We start from the raw sequence: 21,564 nt of genomic DNA, 5'->3' as shown, positions 1-21,564 counted from the left end.
CACCCTGCCCGACGATCCGCCTCCGCCGCGCGGCGGAGGGGGCCGTCCTCCCATGGGTCAAAGACGTCGCGTCGCGAGGGTGAGCCGGTCCCGGGCGTCGAACAGGGCGTCCTTGATCATCTGCTCATGGGTGGGGGTGAGCCGGGCCACCGGCACCGAGCAGCTGATGGCGTCGCGCGAGGGGGTGCGGTACGGGATGGCTATGCCGAAGCAGCGCAGGCCCAGCGTGTTCTCCTCGCGGTCCACCGCGTACCCCTGCTCCCGGATGAGGTGCAGCTCCTCGATCAGCTTCTCGCGGTCGGTGATGGTGTGCTCGGTGAGCTGGCCCAGCGTCTCCGGCAGCAGCTTGCGCACCTGCTCGTCGGAGTACGTGGCCAGCAGCGCCTTGCCCAGCGAGGTCGAGTGGGCGGGCAGCCGGCGGCCGACGCGGGTGAACGGGCGCAGATAGTGCTGCGACTGCCGGGTGGCGAGATAGACGACGTTGGTGCCGTCGAGGCGGGCGAGGTGGATGGTCTCGGTGGTGTCGTCCGAGAGCCGGTCCAGGGTGGGGCGGGCGGCGGCCACGACCTCGTCGCCGTCGATGTAGGAGGTGCCGACGAGCAGGGCGCGCACCCCGATGCCATAGCGGGTGCCGGTGGCATCCGTCTCCACCCAGCCGAGCTCCACCAGGGTGCGCAGCAGCATGTAGAGGCTCGACTTGGGATAGCCCACGGCCTCCTGGACCGCGGCGAGGCTGTGCATTCCGGGCCGCCCGGCGAAGAACTCCAGCAGTTCGACCGTGCGGACAGCCGATTTGACCTGGGCCCCGCCCGTCTCGGCAGCTGACATCGCCTTGACCCCTCTGTTCGACCAGCCATAGAGTCCCGAGGGGAAATTCATCACCCGGGACAGCGTTCAGCATATCGAACACCGTCGATGTGTGGGACGCAAGCAGCGGTAACACCACAGCAGGAGGAATCCGCGGTGTCAGCACCAGTGTGGAGCGTCGACCCCCGAACCGGAAAGCAGCGGGAGCAGGTAGCGGTCGAAGCCACGGCGGAGGAGGTCGACCGCGTGGTGCGCGCGGCCCACGCCGCCCGCGGCTCCCTGGCCGACCGTACGGTGCGCGCCGCCCTGCTGCGCACCGCCGCCGATCTCCTCGACGAGGCCCGTGACCAGCTGGTCGAGGCGGCCGACGCGGAGACCGCGCTCGGCCCCGCCCGGCTCACCGGCGAACTCGCCCGCACCACCTACCAACTGCGGGCCTTCGCAGCCATCGTGGACGAGGGCGCCTTCCTCGACGTCCGCATCGACCACGCCGACGCCACCCAGACCCCGCCCTGGCCCGATCTGCGCCGCTACAAGCTGCCGCTCGGCGTCGTCGCCGTCTACGCCGCCAGCAACTTCCCGCTCGCCTTCTCCGTGCCCGGCGGCGACACCGCGAGCGCCCTCGCCGCGGGCTGCCCGGTCATCGTCAAGGCCCACCCCGACCACCCCGCCACCTCCGAGGTGGCCGCCTCCGCGCTGCGCCGCGCCGCCGAGCGGGTCGGGGTTCCCGCCGAGGTGATCGCGGTGGTGCACGGTTTCGAGGCGGGCATCGAGCTGGTCAAGCATCCGCTGATCGCCGCCGCCGGTTTCACCGGATCGGTCCGCGGCGGCCGCGCCCTGCACGACGCGGCGGCCTCCCGGCCGGTGCCGATCCCCTTCCACGGCGAGCTGGGCAGCCTCAACCCGGTCGTGGTCACCGAGGCCGCGGCCACCGAGCGCGGCGACCAGATCGGCGCGGGGCTCGCGGGCTCCATGACGCTGGGCGTGGGCCAGTTCTGCACCAAGCCCGGCTTTGTGCTGGCCCCGGCCGGTCCGGCGGGCGACGGCCTGGTGAAGTCCCTCACCGAGGCGGTCAGCAACACCGACGCGGGCGTTCTGCTCGACCACCGGATGCGGGACAACTTCGTCGCCGGGGTCAAGGAGCGCGCCGAACTGGCGGACGTGGACGCCCCGGTCACCCCCGGCTCCGGCGGTGAGCACACGGTCAGCGCGGGCTTCCTGACCGTCCCGGCGCGGCGGCTCACCGAGGACGGCCCGCACGATGTGCTGCTGGAGGAGTGCTTCGGCCCGGTGACCGTCGTGGCGCGCTACGAGAGCGACGACGAGATCAGCGCGGTGCTCGGCCGGCTCCCGGGCAACCTCACCGCCACCGTCCAGATCTCCGCCGCCGAGGGCGAGGGCACCGAGGGCCGGGCCGGTGCGCTGATCGCCGAGCTCACCCCGCTGGCCGGCCGGGTCCTGGTCAACGGCTGGCCGACCGGTGTCGCCGTCGCCCCGGCCCAGCACCACGGCGGCCCCTACCCGGCCACCACCTCCACCTCCACCTCGGTCGGCGGCACCGCCATCGAGCGCTGGCTGCGGCCGGTCGCCTACCAGGACACTCCGGCCGCCCTGCTGCCGCCGGAGCTGCGGGACGAGAACCCGCTGGAGCTGCCCCGGCGGATCAACGGGATCCGGGAGCAGCGCGGCTGAATCCCCGGAACGCACTCCGGGAGCAGCACCGCTGAAGCCCGGACCGACGGCGCGGCCGCCGGACCCGCGGACCTGACCCGCGGTTCCGTCGGCCGTGTCGGCATGCCCGCGGCCACGTACGGTTCCCGGGGTCTTCCGGCGGCCGATCCGCCGGGGTGTTCACCCGGGTGCCGCGCCAGACATGGGAATCGCCGCAGGCCAGCGGGGATCCATAAGGTTCCCTTGAAGGCACCCGACAGGGAAACGCGATGGACGCCGGGGTGAGCCCGTTCCATAGTGGTTGGACATGGAGAGCCTGGCGGGCGCCGAATTCGCGCCACACACGACGTATCTCACCACCGCGTCCAGCGGTCTGATCCCCGCACGCTCCGTGGCCGCCGTGAAGGCGGTCCTCGACGACTCGGCCGCCGGACGGCCCGTCATCGATGTGGCCTTCGAGGCGGTCGAGGAGAGCCGGGCCTCCTACGCCCGGCTCGTCGGCGTACCGGCGCGGCGGGTCGCGGCGGGCAGCTCGGTCGCCGGCTACGCGGGGATGATCGCCACCTCGCTGCCGCCCGGGGCCGAAGTCATCGTCGCCGACGGCGACTTCAGCTCCCTGGTCAACCCCTTCGCCGTCCGCGGCGACCTCAAGCTGCGCATCGTGCCGCTGGAGGAGATCGCGGAGGCGGTACGGCCCGGTACGGCGCTGGTGGCCGTGAGCGCCGTCCAGTCCGCGGACGGGCGGATCGCCGATCTCGACGCCATCGGGGAGGCGGCCCGGACCCACGGGGCCCGCACTCTGGTGGACACCAGCCAGGCGGCCGGCTGGTTCCCGGTGAACGCCGACGAGGCCGACTACACCGTCTGCGTGGCCTACAAGTGGCTGATGTGCCCGCGCGGGGCCGCCTTCCTGACCGTGCCCGAGGACCTCGGCGAGCTCACCCCGGTCTTCGCGGGCTGGGTCGCGGGCGAGAAGCCCTGGGAAAGCTGCTACGGACCGGTGGCCGAACTCGCCCACTCCGCCCGCCGCTTCGACGAGAGCCCGAGCGTGTACTCCTACGTCGCGGCCCGGCACTCCCTCGCGCTGATCGAGGAGCTGGGCACCGAGACCATCGCCGCGCATGACCGCGCGCTCGCCGACCGCTTCCGGGCCGGGGTCACCGGGCTCGGCCACCGGCCCGTCGCCGCCCCCGGCTCGGCCATCGTCTCCGTACCGGGGCTGGGGGACGCCGCGTCCCGGCTGGCGGAGGCGGAGGTGCATGTCTCGGCGCGGGCCGGCAACCTCCGCGCCTCCTTCCACCTGTACAACACGGCGGCCGATGTGGACCGGCTGCTGGCGGAGCTGTCCCGCTGAGACAGGGGCCGGAACGGGGCCGGAAAAGATCTGAGGGAAGCCGGGGCACCCCGGCTTCCCTCAGATCACGGACGTCAGCTCACCCGCACGGCGGTGATCACCGTACGGGCGTGAAGTCCCTGGCCCCGATGAAATCCGGCCGGGGGACCGGTGCCGCGAACGGCTCCACCGCGGTGTTCTCCACGCTGTTGAACACGATGAAGACGTTGCTGCGCGAGTAGGGCGTGATGTTGTCGCCCGAGCCGTGCATGCAGTTGCAGTCGAACCACGTCGCCGAACCGGCCTTGCCGGTGAACAGCTTGATGCCGTGCTTGTCGGCGAAACCCGTGAGCGCCTCGTCGGACGGGGTGCCCGCGTCCTGCATCTGCAGCGACTTCTTGTAGTTGTCCTTCGGCGTCTCGCCCGAGCAGCCGAGGAACGTACGGTGCGACCCCGGCATGATCATGAGGCCGCCGTTGGTGTCGTAGTTCTCGGTCAACGCGATCGAGACCGACACGGTCCGCATGTTCGGCAGCCCGTCCTCGGCGTGCCAGGTCTCGAAGTCCGAGTGCCAGTAGAAGCCCGAGGCGCCAAAACCCGGTTTGACGTTGATCCGGCTCTGGTGGACGTAGACGTCCGAGCCGAGGATCTGCCGTGCGCGGCCCACCACTCGCGGGTCGCGCACCAGGTTCGCGAACACCTCGCTGATCCGGTGCACCTCGAACACCGACCGTACGTCCTGCGACTTCGACTCGATGATCGAGCGTTCGTCGGCGCGCACGTCCGGGTCGGCGACCAGCCGGTCCAGCTCGGCGCGGTAGACCGCGACCTCGTCCGGAGTGATCAGCTCGTCGATTGCCAGGAAGCCGTCGCGATCGAAATCGCTCAGCTCGGACGGTTGCAGCGGCCCGGGGGCGCCGGGCTCGGACCACACCACGGGGTCCACGCGCGGAGTGGCGACCTCCATGGCCCCACGGGTCGGGTACAGGTCAGTGACCGCGGTCATCGAATCATGCCTCCTCGGTCTCGGTGATCAGCGGGTATACGCCGTTCTCATCATGGTCCTCCCGTCCCGTGATCGGCGGGTTGAATACACAGACGCACCGGAAATCCGTTTTGGGGCGCATCGTGTGCTTCTCGTGCCCGTTCAGCAGGTACATGGTGCCGGGCGTGATCCAGTGCTTCTCACCGGTCTCGTCGTTGGTGAGCTCGGCCTCACCCTCGACGCACAGCACCGCCTCGATGTGGTTGGCGTACCACATCGAGGTCTCGGTGCCCGCGTAGAGGATGGTCTCGTGCAACGAGAAGCCGACGCCTTCACGGGCGAGCACGATGCGCTTGCTCTCCCAGGTGCCGGTCTTGGCCTTCACATGCCTCTCGGTGTCCTCGATGTCCTTGAAGGATCGGACGATCACGGTGAGTTCTTGCCTTTCTCTTCTCTGCGGTACGGGAGGGTTATGCGGTCTCGCGGACCGCGCGGGCGAGGGTCCGCAGCCCCTCGTCCAGGTCATCGGGGGAGATGGTCAGCGCGGGCAGCAGCTTGACGACCTCGCTCTCGGGGCCGGACGTCTCGACCAGCAGACCGAGTTCGAAGGCGCGCTTGCAGACGGCCGAGGCGCGCGGCTTGTCCTCGAACTCCAGGCCCCACACCAGACCACGGCCGCGGAAGTGGGTGCCGGACTGCTCCTCGCAGATGGCGCGCAGGGCCTGCTCGACCTGCTCGCCGCGGGCCAGGGTCTGCTTCTCCATCTGGCTGTCGGCCCAGTAGGTGTCCAGGGTCGCGGCGGCGGTGACGAAGGCGGGGTTGTTGCCGCGGAAGGTGCCGTTGTGCTCGCCGGGCTCCCAGACGTCCAGCTCGGGCTTGAAGAGCGCGAGCGACATCGGCATGCCGTAGCCGCTGATGGACTTCGACACGGTCACGATGTCCGGGGTGATGCCCGACTCCTCGAAGGAGAAGAAGGCGCCGGTGCGGCCGCAGCCCATCTGGATGTCGTCGACGATCAGCAGCATGTCCTGGCGCTCGCACAGCTCGGCCAGGGCGCGCAGCCACTCGGGCCGGGCCACGTTGATACCGCCCTCGCCCTGCACGGTCTCGACGATCACGGCGGCGGGCTGGTTGAGGCCGGAACCCTGGTCCTCCAGCAGCCGCTCGAACCACAGGAAGTCCGGGATCGTGCCGTCGAAGTAGTTGTCGAACGGCATCGGGGTGCCGTGGACCAGCGGGATGCCCGCACCGGCGCGCTTGAAGGCGTTGCCGGTCACGGCCAGCGAGCCCAGCGACATGCCGTGGAAGGCATTGGTGAAGGAGACGATGGACTCGCGGCCCTTGACCTTACGGGCCAGCTTCAGCGCGGCCTCGACGGCGTTGGTGCCGGTCGGGCCCGGGAACATGACCTTGTAGGGCAGATCGCGCGGGCGCAGGATGTTGTTCTGGAACGACTCGAGGAACGCGCGCTTGGCCGTGGTGGACATGTCCAGGCCATGGGTGACGCCGTCACGCTCGATGTAGTCGATCAGCGCCCGTTTCAGTACCGGGTTGTTGTGGCCGTAGTTGAGCGACCCGGCTCCGGCGAAGAAGTCGAGGTAGGTGTGGCCGTCCTCGTCGAACATGTGGCTGCCCTGGGCACGGTCGAAGACGGCGGGCCAGCCACGGCAGTAGCTGCGCACCTCCGACTCCAGGGCCTCGAAGACGCTCAGGGCGGGCGGGGTGATGGTCACAGCGTTCTCCTGGGAGAGGGGTGTGAGGGGGGTGAGGAGGGAGGATCGGGGTGATCGGGGTGTGATCAGGGGAGATCAGGTCCGGTCCGCGCGCGGCCCGAGCGTGCCGAGCGGACCGATGCGGTAGAGCACCTCGGGCTCGTGCCCACCGTCGGGGAAGAGACCGCCGTGGAAGAGCACCTCACGCTCGAGCGGCGCTTCGTGCCGTTCGGCGAACGAGGTGAACAGCCGGTTCGAGGCGGTGTTGTCAGGGGTGATCGTCGTCTCGATGCCGCGGACGCCCGCCGCGGCGACCCGGGCGACCAGCCCGTCCAGCAGGGTGGCGGCCAGTTTGCGGCCACGCCAGGCGTGGTCGACGGCGACCTGCCAGACGACGAGGGTCTCGGGGCGCTCGGGACGGACGTAGCCGGTGATGAAGCCGACCGGTCCGCCGTCGGCGTCGCGCGCCACTACGGATGTGGCGGCGAAGTCGCGGCACCACAGGAGGTAGCTGTAGGAGGAGTTGAGGTCCAGGGTTTTGGAGTCGCGAGCGATTCGCCAGATCGCGGCTCCATCCTCGACGCGTGGTGTGTCGAGGGTGAGGCCCTCCGGCAAATCCAATTCGCTACGGACTAGGTCTGCTTGTGCGGCGGTCATGCAAATTCAATTTACCCAGCAGAATCAGAAAATGCATCGTGGTGGGGGGTTACGTAGAGGGGGGTCGATGTGTTATCACGCGGGAGCGCGCGTGCGCGCGGCCGTCGGCCGAAAGGCGGTAATTTGTAGGGGAGTTACTCGGGCAAAGTGGATCCCATGTGGGGTCCGTCACATATGTGTAACCGGCCGGTGACCGTCTTGAATTACGGGATCAGGAACCCGTGAAAAATTTTTTGTTTAGGAATCGCAAGGGCGGGCAGACGAATGTGGAAGCAGTAGCGGAAAAACGCGGAGAATTTCTGGCCACGCCGCTATGAATTCAATCCCCCGCGGTGAACCGAGGGAAGTCGCCCCGCACCGCGAAGGCCCCGGAGGCGCCGTTGCCCGAGGCCGAGTACGCGTCCCGGCCGGTGTCCCGGTCCCCCTCGGCGTGGTTGTACTGCCCCGCGAAGACATACCGGCCCGGGCGCACGGTCGCGCCCTTCCGGAGCGTCCAGCGGTAGACCAGCACACCGTCCTCGACGCGGGTGGCGGTGGCCACATCGCCGGTCGGCAGCGAGCCCCAGGAGCCGGTGGACAGCACATCCCCGGTGTCCGCGACCCGCAGCTCCACCGTCAGCGACGTCAGTGGCCTGCCGATGGTGAGCGTGATGTCGCTCTGCGCCCAGTACGGATTGGAATGGGCGTTGATGGCGCCCTTGGACCGAACGGTCGGCTCGGCGAGATGGTTTGGACCGGCCGCGGTGGGATAGGCGCTCGGCGTGTGCCGCTCAGCATCGCTCTGCGACCCGGCGCCCGGCTCCTCCCCGGGCCGTCTCTCCGCGCCCGCGCCCGCCGGAGGCGCGGGCGGTTCGCTCGAGGTGCGCACCGTCTGCGGCCGCTCGGCACCGTCCGTGGCCACCACCGCGATCCCCGTCGCCGCGACCGCCGCGGCCAGCCCGGCGACCGGGCCCACCAGCCGGGTCGCCCGGGGCCGGCGCGGGCCCGTCCGTGCGCCCCGGCTCCGGCCGTCGGCCGCCATGCCCGCCGTGACCCGGGCCAGCATCCGGATCCGGTCCGGCTCATGGGAGGCGGCGGCCGTACGCAACTCTGCGACGACATCGCGGCCCTCGGAGCGCTCGCGATGCTCGATCATCAACTGCCCCCTCCTGCATGCCCGGCGTGGCCCATGTGACCCGAGTGGCGCGTGGGTCCTGTGTGGCCTGTGTTCTCAGAGCGGAGCGTTCGTACCGTCTGATCGGCCTCCGCTGTCCCGGGCAGCTCGCCCTCGCCGTCCGGAGGGCCGAGCAGCCGCTCCAGCTCGGCGATTCCGCGGGAGGTCTGGCTCTTGACCGTGCCCACCGAAATGCCCAGCGTACGGGCCGTCTCCCGCTCGGAGAGGTCGAAGGCGTGCCGCAGCACCACACATGCGCGCTTGCGGAACGGCAGCCGGACCAGCGCGGCCTGCACATCCACCACGGCGGACACATCCGGATCGTCCACATGGTCGGAGCGCTGCGAGGAGAAGAGCGCCACCCGCCGTCGCTCACGCACCAGACTGCGGATCCGGGAGCGGGCCAGGTTGGCGACCACACCCCGGGCGTACGCGGCCGGATGGTCGGCGGCCCGCACCCGGTCCCACTGGTGCCAGACCGCCACCAGCGCGTCGGCCGCCAGGTCGTCCGCCCCGTCGGAGCTGCCGAGCAACAGATGGGCGAGGCGGGCCAGTTCGGCGTGGTGCCGCTCGAAGAAGTCCCGGAATTCGGCCTGTGGGTCGGTGGGGTGGGCCTGCGGGTCGGTCTGTGCGGCGGCCTGGGCCTGTAAGTCCGTCTGTGGGCCGGTGTGCGGGCGGGTCCGGGCGCCGGCCGATAAGCCAGCGGGGTCCTCCGGTGCGCCGGGCGCTCGCGCGGTGCCCGCGGCGGCCGCGTCATCGGCGGGAGCGTTCACGAGGACCTCCTCACTGCCGCTCCTCCGGTGGGTTGCGTGAGCGTAGCAGCGCTGCGCATGTTGTTCGAGTGGCGCCGTTCCAGCTCCTGGGAATTGGCCGGTCAACGCCCTGCCCCGGTCTCGTACAGTGCGTTGCATGAGGGATAGCGCGGTGCTCCACATCAAGGGCCGGGTCCTGGTCGGACCGGACACCGGCGACGCTGCCGGGGACGTCCGGGACGAGCTGTGGGTGGTCGACGGCAGGATCACGTTCGAGCGGCCGGCCGGGGCCAGGGACATCCGGTTGGTCGAGGGCTGGGTGCTGCCCGGTCTCGTCGACGCCCACTGCCATGTCGGACTCGACGCCCATGGGGCGGTGGATGATTCGACGAGCGAGAAACAGGCGCTGACCGACCGCGACGCCGGGGCGTTGCTGCTGCGGGATGCCGGATCGCCGGCCGACACCCGCTGGATCGACGACCGCGAGGATCTGCCCCGCATCATCCGGGCCGGCCGCCATATCGCCCGCACCAAGCGGTACATCCGCAACTACGCGCATGAGATCGAGCCGGAGGACCTGGTCGCCTACGTGGCCGCGGAGGCGCGGCGCGGCGACGGCTGGGTCAAGCTGGTCGGCGACTGGATCGACCGGGAGACCGGCGACCTGGGCGCCTGCTGGCCGGCTGGCGCGGTCGAGGCGGCCATCGCGGAGGCGCACCGGCTGGGCGCGCGGGTCACGGCGCACTGTTTCGCCGAGGAGAGCCTCGCGCCGCTGGTCGAGGCGGGGATCGACTGCATCGAGCACGCCACCGGGCTCACCGAGGAGACCATCCCGCTGTTCGCCGAGCGGGGCGTGGCGATCGTCCCGACGCTGGTCAACATCGCCACGTTCCCCCGGCTGGCGCTGGGCGGCGAGGTGAGGTTCCCGCGCTGGGCCGACCATATGCGGCGACTGCACGCGCGCCGGTACGAGACGGTGCGGGCGGCCTACGACGCGGGCATCCCGATCTACACCGGCACCGACGCGGGCGGCGGCCTGGCCCATGGGCTGGTCGGGCAGGAGGTGGCCGAGCTGGTGAAGGCGGGCATCCCGGCGCGGGACGCGCTCTCGGCGGCGACCTGGGGGGCACGGACCTGGCTCGGACGGCCGGGGCTCACCGAGGGGGCCTCCGCCGATCTCGTCGTCTACGACGCGGATCCGCGCGCCGATGTGCGGGTGCTGACGACGCCGCGGCGGGTGGTGCTGCGAGGCCGCGTGGTCGGCTGACGGGGCGCGGGGACGGGCTGACAGGGCACGGGGCGCAGGCCGACGGGGCTCGGGGCGCAGGCCGACGGGGCTCGGGGCGCAGGCCGACGGGGCTCGGGGCGCAGGCTGACTGGGCCCGGGGACGGGTGGGGCAGGGGGTCCTGAGGGGGCTCCTGAAGGGAACGCGGCTCGAACGCGGCGGCGAACCACACCCTTTGGGATGAACGGACATCATGTGTCTGCCTGTTTACCCACAGTGCGCAAATATGGCGTGGTCGAGGCCGTCGGCGCCCGTGGAGTCCCCCGCGGCAGGCGCCGGCGGCTCCATGTCTCCTGTGGGGGTCAACTCACGTGTCCTGTTCCCGTAACACCTACTTCGGCATGCCCACCCGCCGTCTGGCGGCCGCCACTGCCGCTGCCGCGGTCTCCGTCCTGGGCCTGCTGCCCGCGGCGACCGCGCAGGCCGACACCGGTGCCACCACCGGTAAGGCGGGTGCGGCCGTACTCCGCACCGATCTCGATGTCTCCCTGCTCAACAAGACCGTCACGGCTCCGCTCTCGGTGGTGCTGAACGAGGTGCACGCACCCGCGACGGCCAGCAAGACGGCGCTCACCGCGACCCTGGACGGCGTGGACGGGGGCCGGCCGTTCAGTGTGCTGCGGGCCGATGTGGCCACCGCCCGGGCCGCCGCGGACAAGCAGCGCGCCGAGGGGTACTCCAACCTCGTCAACGCCAAGGTCCATGTGCCGGGTCTGGCCGGGGTGCCGCTGATCTCGGTCGAGCAGGTGACCTCGAAGGCGGTGTGCGCCGCCGGGAAGCGGCCGACCGCCCAGTCCAACCTGCTCGGCAGCGTCAGCGTGCTCGGCAGGAAGGTCACTCTGAGCACGAGCGGCACCACCACCGTGGATGTGCCGACGCTCGGCCAGGTCCGGCTCGATCTGTCACGGACGGCCACCACCTCGCGCACGGCGGCGGCCACGGCCCTCAACCTGAAGGTCTCCGTGAACCCGCTCAAGCTCAACGTCTCCGAGGTCGAGGGTCAGGTCACCCTCGCCCGGGCGACCTGCGAGGCGCCCGTCGCCGCGGCGGTCCAGCCCAGCCCGAGCGTGGGCCCGCAGACCACGCCCGAGCCGAAGCCGGAGCACCTGGCCGAGACCGGTGGCAGCTCGGCCACGCCGTATCTGGTGGGTGGCGGCGCACTGCTGCTCGCCGTGGGCGGCGGGGCCGTCATCCTGGCCCGCCGCCGGCGCGCCGGCGCCAGCGGCGACGCCGGCTGACGCTTGGCGGCCGGCGCCTGATGCCTGGCGCCTGACGGATGTCCTGTCCTGGCCCGTTGGGTCCGGTGCCCGTGCCGTGCCCAACGGCTCGGGTACCGGGCCTGGGGGCGGGTGCCCGAGGGTGCGGCATTGGGTCCGGCGGCGGATGTTGGGTACGGGCATTGGGCCTGGTTGCGGGTGCCGGGTCGGGGCGGGGCCCACGGGTCGGGGCTCCGGTGTTGGGCCTGGGCTTGGGCGTTGGGCCGGGCCGCGGGTGCCGGGTCGGGGCGGGGCCTGCGGGTCGGGGCTCCGGTGCTGGGCCGGGGCGGGGCCTACGGGTCGGGGCACCGGTGCTGGGCCGCGGCTCGGGCTCGGGCGTTGGGTCCGGCCGCGGACCGGGGCACGACATTCGCCCGGGCGCTGGCGCCGAGCCGGGTCACGGGGCTCGGGCAAGCCGTACGTGACCGCACACCGCTCCGTGCGGTGCACGGTCTGGCGGCATGGTCAGGCAGCGCGGTGCGCGGTTCTGGCGGCGCGTGCAGGTGGCACCGTCAGACAGCGCGTTCAGGCGTCCGATTCGGCGATGGCCTTCGCCAGGGCGATGACGAAGTGGTCCGTCGTGGCGCGGTCGCGGACGGCGATCCGGAGCCAGTCCGGGCCGAGGCCCGGGAACGTGTCACCGCGGCGGACGGCGAAGCCCAGCTCGCGCAGCCGGGTGCGGATCGCCGCCGCGCCCGGCAGATGGATCAGCAGAAAGGGCCCGGCCGCCGGGCCGCACACCCGCACTGTCGTCAACTCGGCCAGCCGGTCGGCCAGATGGGCCCGGTCGGCGGCCGTACGGTCGGCGGCCCGCGCGGCCTCGGCGAGGGCGGGCGGGGCGCAGCACGCCTCGGCCGCCGTCAGGGCCGGGCTGGACACCGGCCACAGGGGCTGGACCCGCTCCAGCGCCGTGACGGTGTCCGGTTCCGCCAGCACATAGCCGATCCGCAGCCCCGCCAGACCCCAGGTCTTGGTGAGGCTGCGCAGCACCACGAGCCCCGGCACATCGGTGCGGGCCGCCAGCGACTCGCGCTCGCCCGGGACGGCGTCCATGAATGCCTCGTCCACCACCAGCGTCCGTCCCGGCCGGGCGAGACCGGCCAGGGCATTGGCCGGGTGCAGCACGGATGTGGGGTTGGTGGGGTTTCCGATCACCACCAGATCGGCGTCCTCCGGCACCGCGTCCGGGGCCAGCCGGAAGCCGTTGCGCTCATCGAGGATCACACGCTCGACGGTGTGCCCCGCGTCCCGCAGCGCCGCCTCCGGTTCGGTGAACTGCGGATGCACCACCACCGGCCGTTGGGCCGCGATGGCACGGGCGAGCAGGACGAACGCCTCCGCGGCGCCCGCCGTCAGCAGTACCCGGCCGACCGGAAGCCCATGGCACGCGGCGACCGCCTCCCGCGCCGCCCGCCCGTCCGGATAGGCGGCCAGCCCGTCGAGGGAGGCGGCGATACGGGCCTTGAGCCAGTCCGGAGGCGTACCGGCCCGGACATTGACCGCGAGGTCCGTCAGGTCGGCATCGGCCCCCCGCACCTCCGCGTCCCCGTGATGCCGCAGATCGAACCCGGCGGAGACGCCATCGGCGGCCGGGGCGGCGGACCCGCTCGTGGGCAGGCCCGCCGATGGATCAGTGGACATCGGCGTGGGTATCGGGATGCGCGAAGGCATGGGCCTCATCGCCGAACCCGGCGCGCCCGGCGGTGTCGGCCACCTCCTCATAGCGCTCCATGACGAGGTCGGCCAACTCCTTCGCCGGGCCGATGACATCGGCGGAGACCACCTCGACCTCGGGGTAGGCGAGCCCCCAGCCCTCCGCCTGCTGCCGCACCCGCTCCAGGGTGTCACCGGCGAACAGGAAGTACGGCAGTACCACGACCCGAGTGGCCCCCAGCTTGGCGCAGCGGTCGAGGCCCGAGGCGACATCCGGCGCGGCGAGCGAGGAGAAGGCCACCTCGACGCCCGCGAAGCCACGGCCCTCCCACAGCAGCCGGGCGGCACGGTGCACCTCGGCGTTGGCCTCGGGGAGCGGCGAACCGTCGCCCACCAGCAGCACGGTGGTCTCCGCGCGGTCCGAGGGCAGCCGGGGCCGGTTGCCCAGCGCCTCGTCGAGCCGCCGCTCCAGCACGCTCAGCAGCGTGGGGTGCGGGCCGAGCGGCCGGGCGGAGGCGAACGAGGCATCGGCATGCCGCTCCGCCTCCTGGGCCAGCGCGGCGGCGATACCGTCTCTCGGGGGAGCCGCCGGGATCAGCGTCAGCGGGACGACCGCGAAGCGGTTCACTCCCTCGCCGACGAGCCGGGTGACCGCATCGGACAGCGGGTGGCTGCCCGGTCCGGTGAGGCCACCCGCCACGGGCAGATCCGGGTGGCGTGCGGCCAACTCCCTTACGAATGCGTGAAAGGCGGTGGCATGCCTTTCGTCTCGCGTGCCGATGCCTGCGAGGAGCAGGGCGGGCGGGGTCGTCACGAGGTCTCCTTGGTGCAGGTGGTGCGGGTGTCACGGTCAGCAGGGGGCGGCGGGCTGTTCCGCCCCGAGACGTTACTGACCTGCGTCGGGACGGTCGACGGCAGGTCTTCGCTGCCCGCCCTGCCCGGATTTGTCCGCCGTTGGGCGGCGAGCGACGGCGCAGGTGGCCATCCCGGGGCGGCCGTGCGGCGCGGACTTCCGCTTGGCGACCAGGAGTTCGCCGCCAGGTCCGGCGGCCAGCAGCGCGGCCGCCTCGGCGACCCCGGCCGTGCCCACGGCGGTGAGCGCCGCCGCGGACGGGTTCGGCACCTCCACCGCGGCCAGCGCCGCCGCCGGGTATCCGCACAGCGGCACCCCCAGCCGCTCGGCCGCCGTCAGCAGCCCGGCCTCCCCGGCCTTGGCCTCCACGGTCGCCAACTCGGCCATGCCGCGCGGTGAAAGGCCCGCCTCCGCCAGGGTCGTCTCCACCAGCCCGATCACCTCGCCGACGGACACACCCCGGCTGGCCCCGACTCCGACGACAAGCGGTGCCCCGGGCAGGGGACACGCTGTGCCCCGGCCGATGACCTCCACGCCAGCTCACCGCCTCGGCTCAACCGGCAGGGGACACACATCTGTCGGCGAACCGGGCCGCCGCCCCTGGCACCGAGGCCCAGTGCACATGCAAATAGGAGGCATGCACATTTCCGTGTGCGAACCCTTCGGTACGACGCTCCGGGTGGACGAGCCCCCAAGCGGGCTCCGCCCCCGCTCCGGGCACAATGGTCGTGCGATGGAACTCATGGCCGCGCACCCGCGTCCCCGCGGCGGCGAGTGCGGTGTCGGAGATGGCCACGGCCTCACGGTAGCCCAGCGTCAGACGTTCCGACATCCGTGCCTCGGCAGCCAGCACCCCGCACATCGGCTCTCCGTCCAGCGAGTGCGCCAGATACAGCAGTCCGGCACATTCGGCGGCGATGGGCGCGCCGGACGCGGCGAGCTTCGCGACGGCTGCCCGGAGCGGCTCGTTCGCGGACAGCTCGGGGGCGTAGACCTCCGGGAACCCGCCGCCGATCACCAGACCGCCGGTGCCTTCCGGGAGGTGCTCGTCCCGCAGCGGATCGAAGGGGACGACCCGCGCCCCGGCCGCCGTGAGCAGCTCGGTGTGCTCCGCGTACGAGAAGGTGAACGCGGCCCCGCCGGCCAGGGCGACCACCGGCCGCGCCGCGCGCCCTCCCCGGCCCCCGGCACCGGGGACGGCCTCCACCGCACGGCGCATCTCCTCCTCCGGATCCCAGACCGGCTCGGACAGGGGCGGTGCGCTGCGCGCAAGCGCCAGCAGCCCGTCGAGGTCGCAGCCCTCCCGCACCCGAGCGGCCAGCGCGGCCGCCGAATCGACCGCCTCCGCCTGGCGCTCGGCCACCGGCACCAGACCCAGGTGGCGGCTCGGCGCCCGCACCTCCCGCGTCCGGCGCAGCGCGCCGAACACCGGCACTCCGCACCCCTCCAGCGCCTCGCGCAGCATCGTCTCGTGGCGGTCCGAACCGACCTTGTTGAGGATCACCCCCGCGACCCGAACCTCGGGGTCCCAGGACGCGAAGCCATGCACCAGGGCGGCCGCCGACCGCGACTGCGACGACGCGTCCACGACCAGCACCACCGGCGCCCGCAGCAGCTTGGCCACATGCGCCGTCGAGGCCAGCTCGCCCTGCCCGGCCGCCCCGTCGAACAGCCCCATCACCCCTTCGACCAGGGCCAGATCGCAGCCCGCCGCCCCATGCAGGAACAGCGGGGCGATCCGCTGCGGGCCGCACAGATAGGCGTCCAGATTCCGGCCCGGGCGCGCGCCCCCGGCCCGGGACCGCCCGGCCGAGGAGGCGGCCGAGGAGATCGCGAGCGCGTGATAGCCAGGGTCGATGTAGTCCGGGCCGACCTTGTGCGGGGACACGTCCAGACCGCGCTCCGCGAAGGCGGCCATGAGCCCCGCGGTGACCGTCGTCTTCCCGCTGCCGGAGGCGGGCGCCGCGATCACCAGACGCGGGACACTCACCACTCGATGCCTCGCTGGCCCTTCTGACCGGTGTCCATCGGATGCTTGACCTTGGACATGTCGGTGACCAGGTCGGCGAAGTCCACCAGCTGCGCCGGTGCGTTACGCCCCGTGATGACGACGTGCTGCGTCCCGGGCCGGTCCCGCAGCACCGACACCACCTCGTCGGGGTCCACCCAGCCCCAGTGCATCGGATACGCGAATTCGTCCAGCACATAGAGCCGGTATGTCTCCGCCGCGAGATCGCGCTTGACCTGCTCCCAGCCCTCGCGTGCGGCCTCCTCGCTGGAAGCCATGTCGCGCTGGACCCACGACCAGCCCTCGCCCATCTTGTGCCATGCGACGGTCCCCCCTTCGCCCGAGTCGCCGAGGACGCGCAGCGCACGCTCCTCACCGACCCGCCATTTCGCGGACTTTACAAATTGGAATACACCGACCGGCCAGTTTTGGTTCCATGCCCGCAGCGCCAGCCCGAACGCCGCGGTCGACTTGCCCTTGCCCTGACCGGTGTGGACGAACACGAGCGGACGGTTGCGGCGCTGGCGGGTGGTCAGCCCGTCGTCCGGGACGACGGTCGGTTGTCCTTGCGGCATCAGGCGGCCCTCCGAGGGTTCGATACGGTTCGTACATCGCGCACCAGCGCGGTCACGCTGTCCGCGCGCAGCTCGTCGAGCGTCACCGGCGTGGCCCGCAGTTCGCGGGCGAGCGCGCCCGCCAGCCCCAGCCGCACCGGCCCCGACTCGCAGTCCACGACCACCGAGGCGACCCCGTCGCCCGCGAGCATCCGCGCCGCGCGCCCGGCCCGCTCGACCGGCGTGGGCCCGCCGGCCCGCTTCGCCTCCGTGGCCCGTCCGTCGGTCACCACGACCAGCAGCGGACGGCGTGAGGGATCCCGCAGCCGCTCCACCCGCAGCACCTCCCGGGCCTTCAACAGCCCGGCCGCCAGCGGCGTACGGCCGCCGGTCGGCAGCCGCTCCAGCCGCACGGCCGCCGCGTCCACCGACGAGGTGGGCGGCAGCGCCAGCTCGGCGTCCGCGCCCCGGAAGGTGATCAGCCCGACCTTGTCCCGCCGCTGGTAGGCGTCCAGCAGCAGTGACAGCACCGCGCCCTTGATCGCGCTCATCCGTGTCCGCGCGGCCATCGAGCCCGACGCGTCCACCACGAACAGCACGAGATTGCCCTCCCGGCCCTCGCGCACCGCCTCGCGCAGATCGTCCCGGCGCACCAGGAGCCCGGGACCGCGCCGCCCGCGCGCCCGCTGATGCGGGGCGGCCGCCCGGACGGTCGCCGTCAGATGCAGCGCGGAGAGCGTCCCCCGCGGGCGGCGCGCCCCGGTGGTGCGGCCGTGCGCGCTGCGGGCGCGCGACCGACGCCCGGCCGCGCCCTCGCCCAGACCGGGGACGTCGAGCCGCCGGGTGCGGAACGGCTCGGCGGCGCCCACGGCCGCCCGCTCACCGCCGGCTCCGCCGGTACCTTCGTCCGCTTCCGCCGCCCCGTCGTCGCCATCGGCCCGGGCGGAGTCGGTCTCGCGGTCGGCCGTCTCGTGCTCACCGGTGCGCTGGTCGGGGACGGACGGCTCGGGCGCGGCGGGCGGCGCCTGCTCCCCGGCCCCGTCGCCCGTGTCCTTCTGGGGCCCGCCTCCGGGGTTCTCGGGGCCGCCCGGGCCGTCCGGCCCGTCGTCCGGGCTGTCGGGGCCCTCCGGGTCCGGGTCCGGCTCCGGCTCCGGCTCGTCCTCCTCGAACTGCCGGAGGATCTCGTCGAGTTTGTCCTCGTCGAGCCCCGGCGCGTCGAACGGAGCCCGCCGCCGGCGGTGGGGGAGCGACAGCAGCGCCGCCCCCCGTACGTCCTCGGTCCGCACATCGGTGCGGTCCGCCCAGGCGGCCAGCGCGGTCGCCGTACGGGCCGTCACGATGTCCGCGCGCATCCCGTCCACCTCGAACCCGGCGCACACCGCCGCGATCTGCCGCAGCGCGCGATCGCCCAGCCCCACCCGCGGCAGCAGGGCGCGCGCCGCCGCGATGCGCTCCCGCAGGGCGTCCTCGTCCGCCGCCCAGCGCGCCGCGAACCCCTCGGGGTCCTCGTCGTACGCCAGCCGCCGCCGCACCACCTCGACCCGCTCATCGGTGTCCCGGGACGCCGCGACCTCCACTGTGAGACCGAAGCGGTCCAGCAACTGCGGCCGCAGCTCGCCCTCTTCCGGGTTCATGGTGCCCACCAGCAGGAAGCGCGCCGCATGCCGTACGGACACCCCCTCGCGCTCCACGTAGGAGGCGCCCATGGCGGCCGCGTCGAGCAGCAGGTCGATCAGATGGTCGTGGAGCAGGTTGACCTCGTCGACGTAGAGCACCCCGCGGTGGGCGTCCGCGAGCAGTCCGGGCTCGAACGCCTTCACCCCGTCCGACAGCGCCCGCTCGATGTCGAGGGCGCCGACCAGGCGGTCCTCGGAGGCGCCCACGGGCAGTTCGACCATCCGCGCGGGACGCGCCTCGCCGGTGTCCGGCTCATGAGGGCCGTCCGGGCAGGACGGGTCGGGCGCGGCCGGATCGCAGGAGAACCGGCACCCGGCCACCACGTCGACCGCGGGCAGCAGCGCCGCGATCGCTCTTACGGCGGTGCTCTTGGCCGTGCCCTTCTCCCCGCGCACCAGAACGCCGCCCACGGCGGGGGAGACGGCGTTGAGGAGCAGGGCGAGCCGCAGACCGTCCATGCCGACGATCGCGCTGAAGGGGTAGGTGGTGGTCACGCGGCGGTACCTCCTGGTGTGCGTGGGCGTCCCGGTCCGGTGTCGGTGTGGGTGTCGGGGTTCATCACGACGTCCCTGCTGGCGCCCCCGGAGGGACGAATGGCAGCCCCTCCGGGACGCCCTTCTCGATGAGCCGCAGCAGTGCGTCGGTGTCGGCGTGCTCCTCGATCAGGTCGCCGAGCCGGTCGAGTTGCTCCTCGCGCAGCTCGCCGAAGCGGGTGTCCGGCGCCGGTACGAACGCCCGGCCCGCCGCGGCGGCCACCCGGCGCAGGAACGCCCGCCGGAAGCCGTCGCTCTCCAGCGAGCCGTGCCAGTGCGTGCCCCACACCGAGCCCACCCGGCAGCCGTCCAGGAAGGGCTCCTCGGCCCCGTCGAGCAGCTCGGCGACCCCGTGGTGGATCTCGTAGCCCTCCACCCGCTCACCGAGGGCCTCGCCCACCGGCCGGGCCAGGGTCTTCTCCGCCGCGAACCGCACCCGCACCGGCAGCAGCCCGAGCCCGGCGACCGTCCCGGCCTTCGACTCGACCTCATCCTCGATGCGCTCCCCGAGCACCTGGAAGCCGCCGCAGACGCCCAGCACCGGACGGCCCTCGGCGGCCCGCCGGGCGATCGCGTCGGCGAGCCCGCGCTCACGCAGCCACTCCAGCGCCCTTACGGTGCCCCGGGTGCCCGGCAGCACCACCAGATCGGCGTCGGCCAGCTCCTCGGGCCGGTCCACGAACCGCACGACCACGCCCGGTTCGGCCGCCAGCGCGTCCACGTCCGTGAAGTTGGACATCAGCGGCACGGCGGCCACCGCGATCCGCAGGACGTCCGCGCCGTAAGGGGGCGCCACGACGCTCTCCCGCACCGTGCCGCGCAGCGACACCCGCAGCCCGTCCTCCTCGTCGATCCCCAGCCCGTGGGCGAACGGGAGCACACCGACGGTCGGGCGCCCGGTGAGGTCGCGCAGCATCTCCAGACCGGGCTCCAGAAGGCTCACATCGCCGCGGAACTTGTTCACCAGATAGGCGGACACATGCCGTTGGTCCGCCGCCGACAGCAGCGCGGTGGTGCCGAAGAAGGACGCGAAGACGCCACCGCGGTCGATGTCCCCGACCACCACGACCGGAAGCCCGGCGGCGCGCGCCAGCCCCATGTTGACGATGTCGGTGCGGCGCAGATTGATCTCGGCCGGACTGCCCGCGCCCTCGCAGATCACCGCGTCATGGGTGCGCCGCAGCTCCTCCAGGCACTCCGTGACGGTCCCCAGCAGCGCCTCCCGCCCCGAGGGCCGCGTCCGCCCGGGGGAGGCCGCGCCCGACGGCGGGTGCGCCGCGGGCCCCGACCGCCCGAAGTACCCGCGCGCGCTCAGCTCGCCCACCGGCTTGCCCAGCAGCACCACTTGGCTGCTGCGGTCGCTGCCCGGCTTCAACAGGACCGGGTTCATCAGCGCGCTCGGCTCGACGCGCGCGGCGGCGGCCTGCATGGCCTGCGCCCGCCCGATCTCCGCCCCCTCCCGGGTGACGAAGGAGTTGAGCGACATGTTCTGCGCCTTGAAGGGGGCCACGCTGACGCCCTTACGGGCGAGCCATCGGCAGATCCCGGCCGTCACGATGCTCTTGCCCGCGTCGGAGGTCGTGCCCGCGACGAGCAGTCCCCCGCCCCGCGCCCCGGAACCGTCCGTGCCGCCCTTACCGCGTATCCCGCTCATCCGCCGCCCCCTTCAGCGGCCCGGGGCCGCCCCGTCAACGCCCTCAGGACCGGCCGGGCCGCCACGGACACCCCGAGCGCCAGGACGCCGACGCGCCGCGACAGCCGTATCGCCCGCTCGATGTCGGCCGACTCCACCGGCCGCCCGCCGGAGTTGAGCACCGGCCGGTGCTCGACCCGGCCGCCGTACGTGAGGGTGCCGCCCAGCCGTACGCCGAGCGCGCCCGCGAAGGATGCCTCCACGGGGCCCGCGTTGGGGCTCGGATGGCGCCGGCCGTCGCGCCGCCAGGCGCGCCGCGCACCGCGCGGATCGGGGCCGGAGAGGGTCGCCAGGGCCGCCGTAAGGCGCGCACCGGGCCAGCCGGCCACATCGTCCAGACGGGCCGCCGCCCAGCCGAACCGCCGGTAGCGCGGCGACTTGTGGCCCACTATGGCGTCCAGGGTGTTGACGGCGCGGAAGCCGATGAGCCCCGGCACGCCGCCCACGGCCCCCCACACCAGCGCGCCCACGACGGCGTCGGAGGTGTTCTCGGCGACCGATTCGACGACCGCGCGGGCGATCTGCGGCCCGTCCAGCGCCTGCGGATCGCGCCCGCACAGATGCGGCAGCCGCTCCCGGGCGACCTCCAGGTCCCCCGCGGCCAGGGCCCCGCCGATGGCCCGTGCCTCACGGCCCAGCGTCGTACCGCCCAGCACGGCCCAGGTGGCGGCGGCGGTCAGCGCGACCTCCGCGCCACCGCGCCCGCCGAGGGCCCGTACGGCGCGGGTCAGCAGCGCGGCACCGGCGGCCGCGCCGCCCGCGCACAACGCGGTGTGCAGGGCCCCGTAACCGCGGTGGTCACGCCACAGCCGGCGCTCGGCGGCCGCGGCGGCGCGCCCGAAGGCGGCGACCGGATGTCCGCGGCGCGGATCGCCCGTGGCGAGATCACCGAGGAAGCCGAGGGCCGCGCCGCACGCGAACGAGGCGTGGTCGGCACACATCCGTCAGCCCGCCGTCACGCCTCGGCGCGACGATACGTAA

General features: G+C 73.0%; 19 protein-coding genes. 4 read left to right on the top strand and 15 right to left on the bottom strand.

Features of this window, described 5'->3' with window-relative positions; all coding sequences use genetic code 11:
• Positions 1-57 precede the first annotated feature (57 nt).
• Complete coding sequence (locus tag CGL27_RS13510; RefSeq protein ID WP_078640761.1) at positions 58-828, bottom strand: IclR family transcriptional regulator; 771 nt, start codon at positions 826-828, stop codon at positions 58-60.
• Positions 829-963: 135 nt separating this feature from the next.
• Here CGL27_RS13510 and CGL27_RS13505 point away from each other — a divergent pair, with 135 nt between their 5' ends.
• Together CGL27_RS13505 and CGL27_RS13500 are read left to right on the top strand one after the other, a co-directional pair.
• Positions 964-2,499, top strand: coding sequence for an aldehyde dehydrogenase (NADP(+)) (locus CGL27_RS13505; RefSeq protein ID WP_237298823.1), 1,536 nt, complete (start codon positions 964-966; stop codon positions 2,497-2,499).
• Positions 2,500-2,785: 286 nt separating this feature from the next.
• Positions 2,786-3,832: an aminotransferase class V-fold PLP-dependent enzyme gene (locus tag CGL27_RS13500; RefSeq protein WP_119986869.1), complete on the top strand. Its 1,047-nt coding sequence runs from the start codon at positions 2,786-2,788 to the stop codon at positions 3,830-3,832.
• 97 nt (positions 3,833-3,929) lie between these two features.
• On the opposite strand, the gene thpD is transcribed toward CGL27_RS13500, so the two are convergent.
• The 6 genes from thpD to CGL27_RS13470 form a co-directional block, all read right to left on the bottom strand.
• Positions 3,930-4,817, bottom strand: a complete 888-nt coding sequence (gene thpD, locus CGL27_RS13495; RefSeq protein WP_119986867.1) for an ectoine hydroxylase — start codon at positions 4,815-4,817, stop codon at positions 3,930-3,932.
• Between the two features lie 4 nt (positions 4,818-4,821).
• Positions 4,822-5,226, bottom strand: a complete 405-nt coding sequence (locus CGL27_RS13490; RefSeq protein ID WP_014059807.1) for an ectoine synthase — start codon at positions 5,224-5,226, stop codon at positions 4,822-4,824.
• A gap of 40 nt (positions 5,227-5,266) precedes the next feature.
• Positions 5,267-6,529: a diaminobutyrate--2-oxoglutarate transaminase gene (gene ectB / locus CGL27_RS13485; protein ID WP_078640757.1), complete on the bottom strand. Its 1,263-nt coding sequence runs from the start codon at positions 6,527-6,529 to the stop codon at positions 5,267-5,269.
• Positions 6,530-6,604: 75 nt separating this feature from the next.
• Positions 6,605-7,165, bottom strand: a complete 561-nt coding sequence (gene ectA / locus CGL27_RS13480; RefSeq protein ID WP_119986865.1) for a diaminobutyrate acetyltransferase — start codon at positions 7,163-7,165, stop codon at positions 6,605-6,607.
• Positions 7,166-7,484: 319 nt separating this feature from the next.
• Positions 7,485-8,300, bottom strand: coding sequence for a hypothetical protein (locus tag CGL27_RS13475; protein WP_119986863.1), 816 nt, complete (start codon positions 8,298-8,300; stop codon positions 7,485-7,487).
• A complete protein-coding gene (locus CGL27_RS13470) occupies positions 8,300-8,872 on the bottom strand; it encodes a SigE family RNA polymerase sigma factor (protein WP_240450977.1) in 573 nt (190 codons plus the stop codon). Before CGL27_RS13470 ends, CGL27_RS13475 begins: the two co-directional genes overlap by 1 nt.
• A gap of 355 nt (positions 8,873-9,227) precedes the next feature.
• Here CGL27_RS13470 and CGL27_RS13465 point away from each other — a divergent pair, with 355 nt between their 5' ends.
• Together CGL27_RS13465 and CGL27_RS13460 are read left to right on the top strand one after the other, a co-directional pair.
• Entirely contained in the window at positions 9,228-10,337 is a 1,110-nt protein-coding gene (locus CGL27_RS13465; protein ID WP_205587688.1) for an amidohydrolase family protein, read from the top strand.
• Between the two features lie 360 nt (positions 10,338-10,697).
• Entirely contained in the window at positions 10,698-11,594 is an 897-nt protein-coding gene (locus tag CGL27_RS13460; protein WP_162953287.1) for an SCO1860 family LAETG-anchored protein, read from the top strand.
• Between the two features lie 543 nt (positions 11,595-12,137).
• On the opposite strand, the gene cobC is transcribed toward CGL27_RS13460, so the two are convergent.
• The 8 genes from cobC to CGL27_RS13420 form a co-directional block, all read right to left on the bottom strand.
• Positions 12,138-13,253: an Rv2231c family pyridoxal phosphate-dependent protein CobC gene (gene cobC, locus CGL27_RS13455; RefSeq protein ID WP_240450486.1), complete on the bottom strand. Its 1,116-nt coding sequence runs from the start codon at positions 13,251-13,253 to the stop codon at positions 12,138-12,140.
• A complete protein-coding gene (locus tag CGL27_RS13450) occupies positions 13,243-14,079 on the bottom strand; it encodes a sirohydrochlorin chelatase (RefSeq protein ID WP_119986857.1) in 837 nt (278 codons plus the stop codon). Before CGL27_RS13450 ends, cobC begins: the two co-directional genes overlap by 11 nt.
• A gap of 72 nt (positions 14,080-14,151) precedes the next feature.
• Entirely contained in the window at positions 14,152-14,652 is a 501-nt protein-coding gene (locus CGL27_RS13445) for a cobalamin biosynthesis protein (RefSeq protein WP_119986855.1), read from the bottom strand.
• Between the two features lie 19 nt (positions 14,653-14,671).
• Positions 14,672-16,111 (bottom strand): cobyrinate a,c-diamide synthase, encoded by a 1,440-nt coding sequence (locus tag CGL27_RS13440; RefSeq protein ID WP_119986853.1) that lies wholly within the window; start codon positions 16,109-16,111, stop codon positions 14,672-14,674.
• Positions 16,105-16,701, bottom strand: coding sequence for a cob(I)yrinic acid a,c-diamide adenosyltransferase (gene cobO / locus CGL27_RS13435; RefSeq protein ID WP_014059794.1), 597 nt, complete (start codon positions 16,699-16,701; stop codon positions 16,105-16,107). The genes CGL27_RS13440 and cobO overlap by 7 nt, the downstream gene beginning before the upstream one ends.
• Complete coding sequence (locus CGL27_RS13430) at positions 16,701-18,851, bottom strand: putative cobaltochelatase (RefSeq protein ID WP_119986852.1); 2,151 nt, start codon at positions 18,849-18,851, stop codon at positions 16,701-16,703. Before CGL27_RS13430 ends, cobO begins: the two co-directional genes overlap by 1 nt.
• Before the next feature lie 64 nt (positions 18,852-18,915).
• Positions 18,916-20,544 carry a cobyric acid synthase gene (locus CGL27_RS13425; RefSeq protein WP_119986850.1) on the bottom strand — a complete coding sequence of 543 codons (1,629 nt, stop codon included), beginning with the start codon at positions 20,542-20,544 and terminating at the stop codon, positions 18,916-18,918.
• Positions 20,541-21,524 (bottom strand): cobalamin biosynthesis protein, encoded by a 984-nt coding sequence (locus CGL27_RS13420; RefSeq protein WP_119986848.1) that lies wholly within the window; start codon positions 21,522-21,524, stop codon positions 20,541-20,543. Before CGL27_RS13420 ends, CGL27_RS13425 begins: the two co-directional genes overlap by 4 nt.
• Positions 21,525-21,564 lie beyond the last annotated feature (40 nt).

Origin of the sequence: Streptomyces sp. 11-1-2 (genome assembly GCF_003595545.1) — a bacterium.
GTDB lineage: Bacteria > Actinomycetota > Actinomycetes > Streptomycetales > Streptomycetaceae > Streptomyces > Streptomyces hygroscopicus_B.
Note: the sequence above shows the minus strand (reverse complement) of the source record. Positions and strands in the feature narration are given on the sequence as shown.

Excerpts from the sequence above, each read along its gene's own strand:
- CGL27_RS13510 (WP_078640761.1), bottom strand. The coding sequence starts at position 828 with ATGTCAGCTGCCGAGACGGGCGGGGCCCAGGTCAAATCGGCTGTCCGC.
- CGL27_RS13500 (WP_119986869.1), top strand. The coding sequence starts at position 2,786 with ATGGAGAGCCTGGCGGGCGCCGAATTCGCGCCACACACGACGTATCTC.
- thpD (WP_119986867.1), bottom strand. The coding sequence starts at position 4,817 with ATGACCGCGGTCACTGACCTGTACCCGACCCGTGGGGCCATGGAGGTC.
- ectA (WP_119986865.1), bottom strand. The coding sequence starts at position 7,165 with ATGACCGCCGCACAAGCAGACCTAGTCCGTAGCGAATTGGATTTGCCG.
- CGL27_RS13475 (WP_119986863.1), bottom strand. The coding sequence starts at position 8,300 with ATGATCGAGCATCGCGAGCGCTCCGAGGGCCGCGATGTCGTCGCAGAG.
- CGL27_RS13465 (WP_205587688.1), top strand. The coding sequence starts at position 9,228 with ATGAGGGATAGCGCGGTGCTCCACATCAAGGGCCGGGTCCTGGTCGGA.
- CGL27_RS13460 (WP_162953287.1), top strand. The coding sequence starts at position 10,698 with ATGCCCACCCGCCGTCTGGCGGCCGCCACTGCCGCTGCCGCGGTCTCC.
- cobC (WP_240450486.1), bottom strand. The coding sequence starts at position 13,253 with ATGTCCACTGATCCATCGGCGGGCCTGCCCACGAGCGGGTCCGCCGCC.
- cobO (WP_014059794.1), bottom strand. The coding sequence starts at position 16,701 with ATGCCGCAAGGACAACCGACCGTCGTCCCGGACGACGGGCTGACCACC.
- CGL27_RS13425 (WP_119986850.1), bottom strand. The coding sequence starts at position 20,544 with ATGAGCGGGATACGCGGTAAGGGCGGCACGGACGGTTCCGGGGCGCGG.
- CGL27_RS13420 (WP_119986848.1), bottom strand. The coding sequence starts at position 21,524 with ATGTGTGCCGACCACGCCTCGTTCGCGTGCGGCGCGGCCCTCGGCTTC.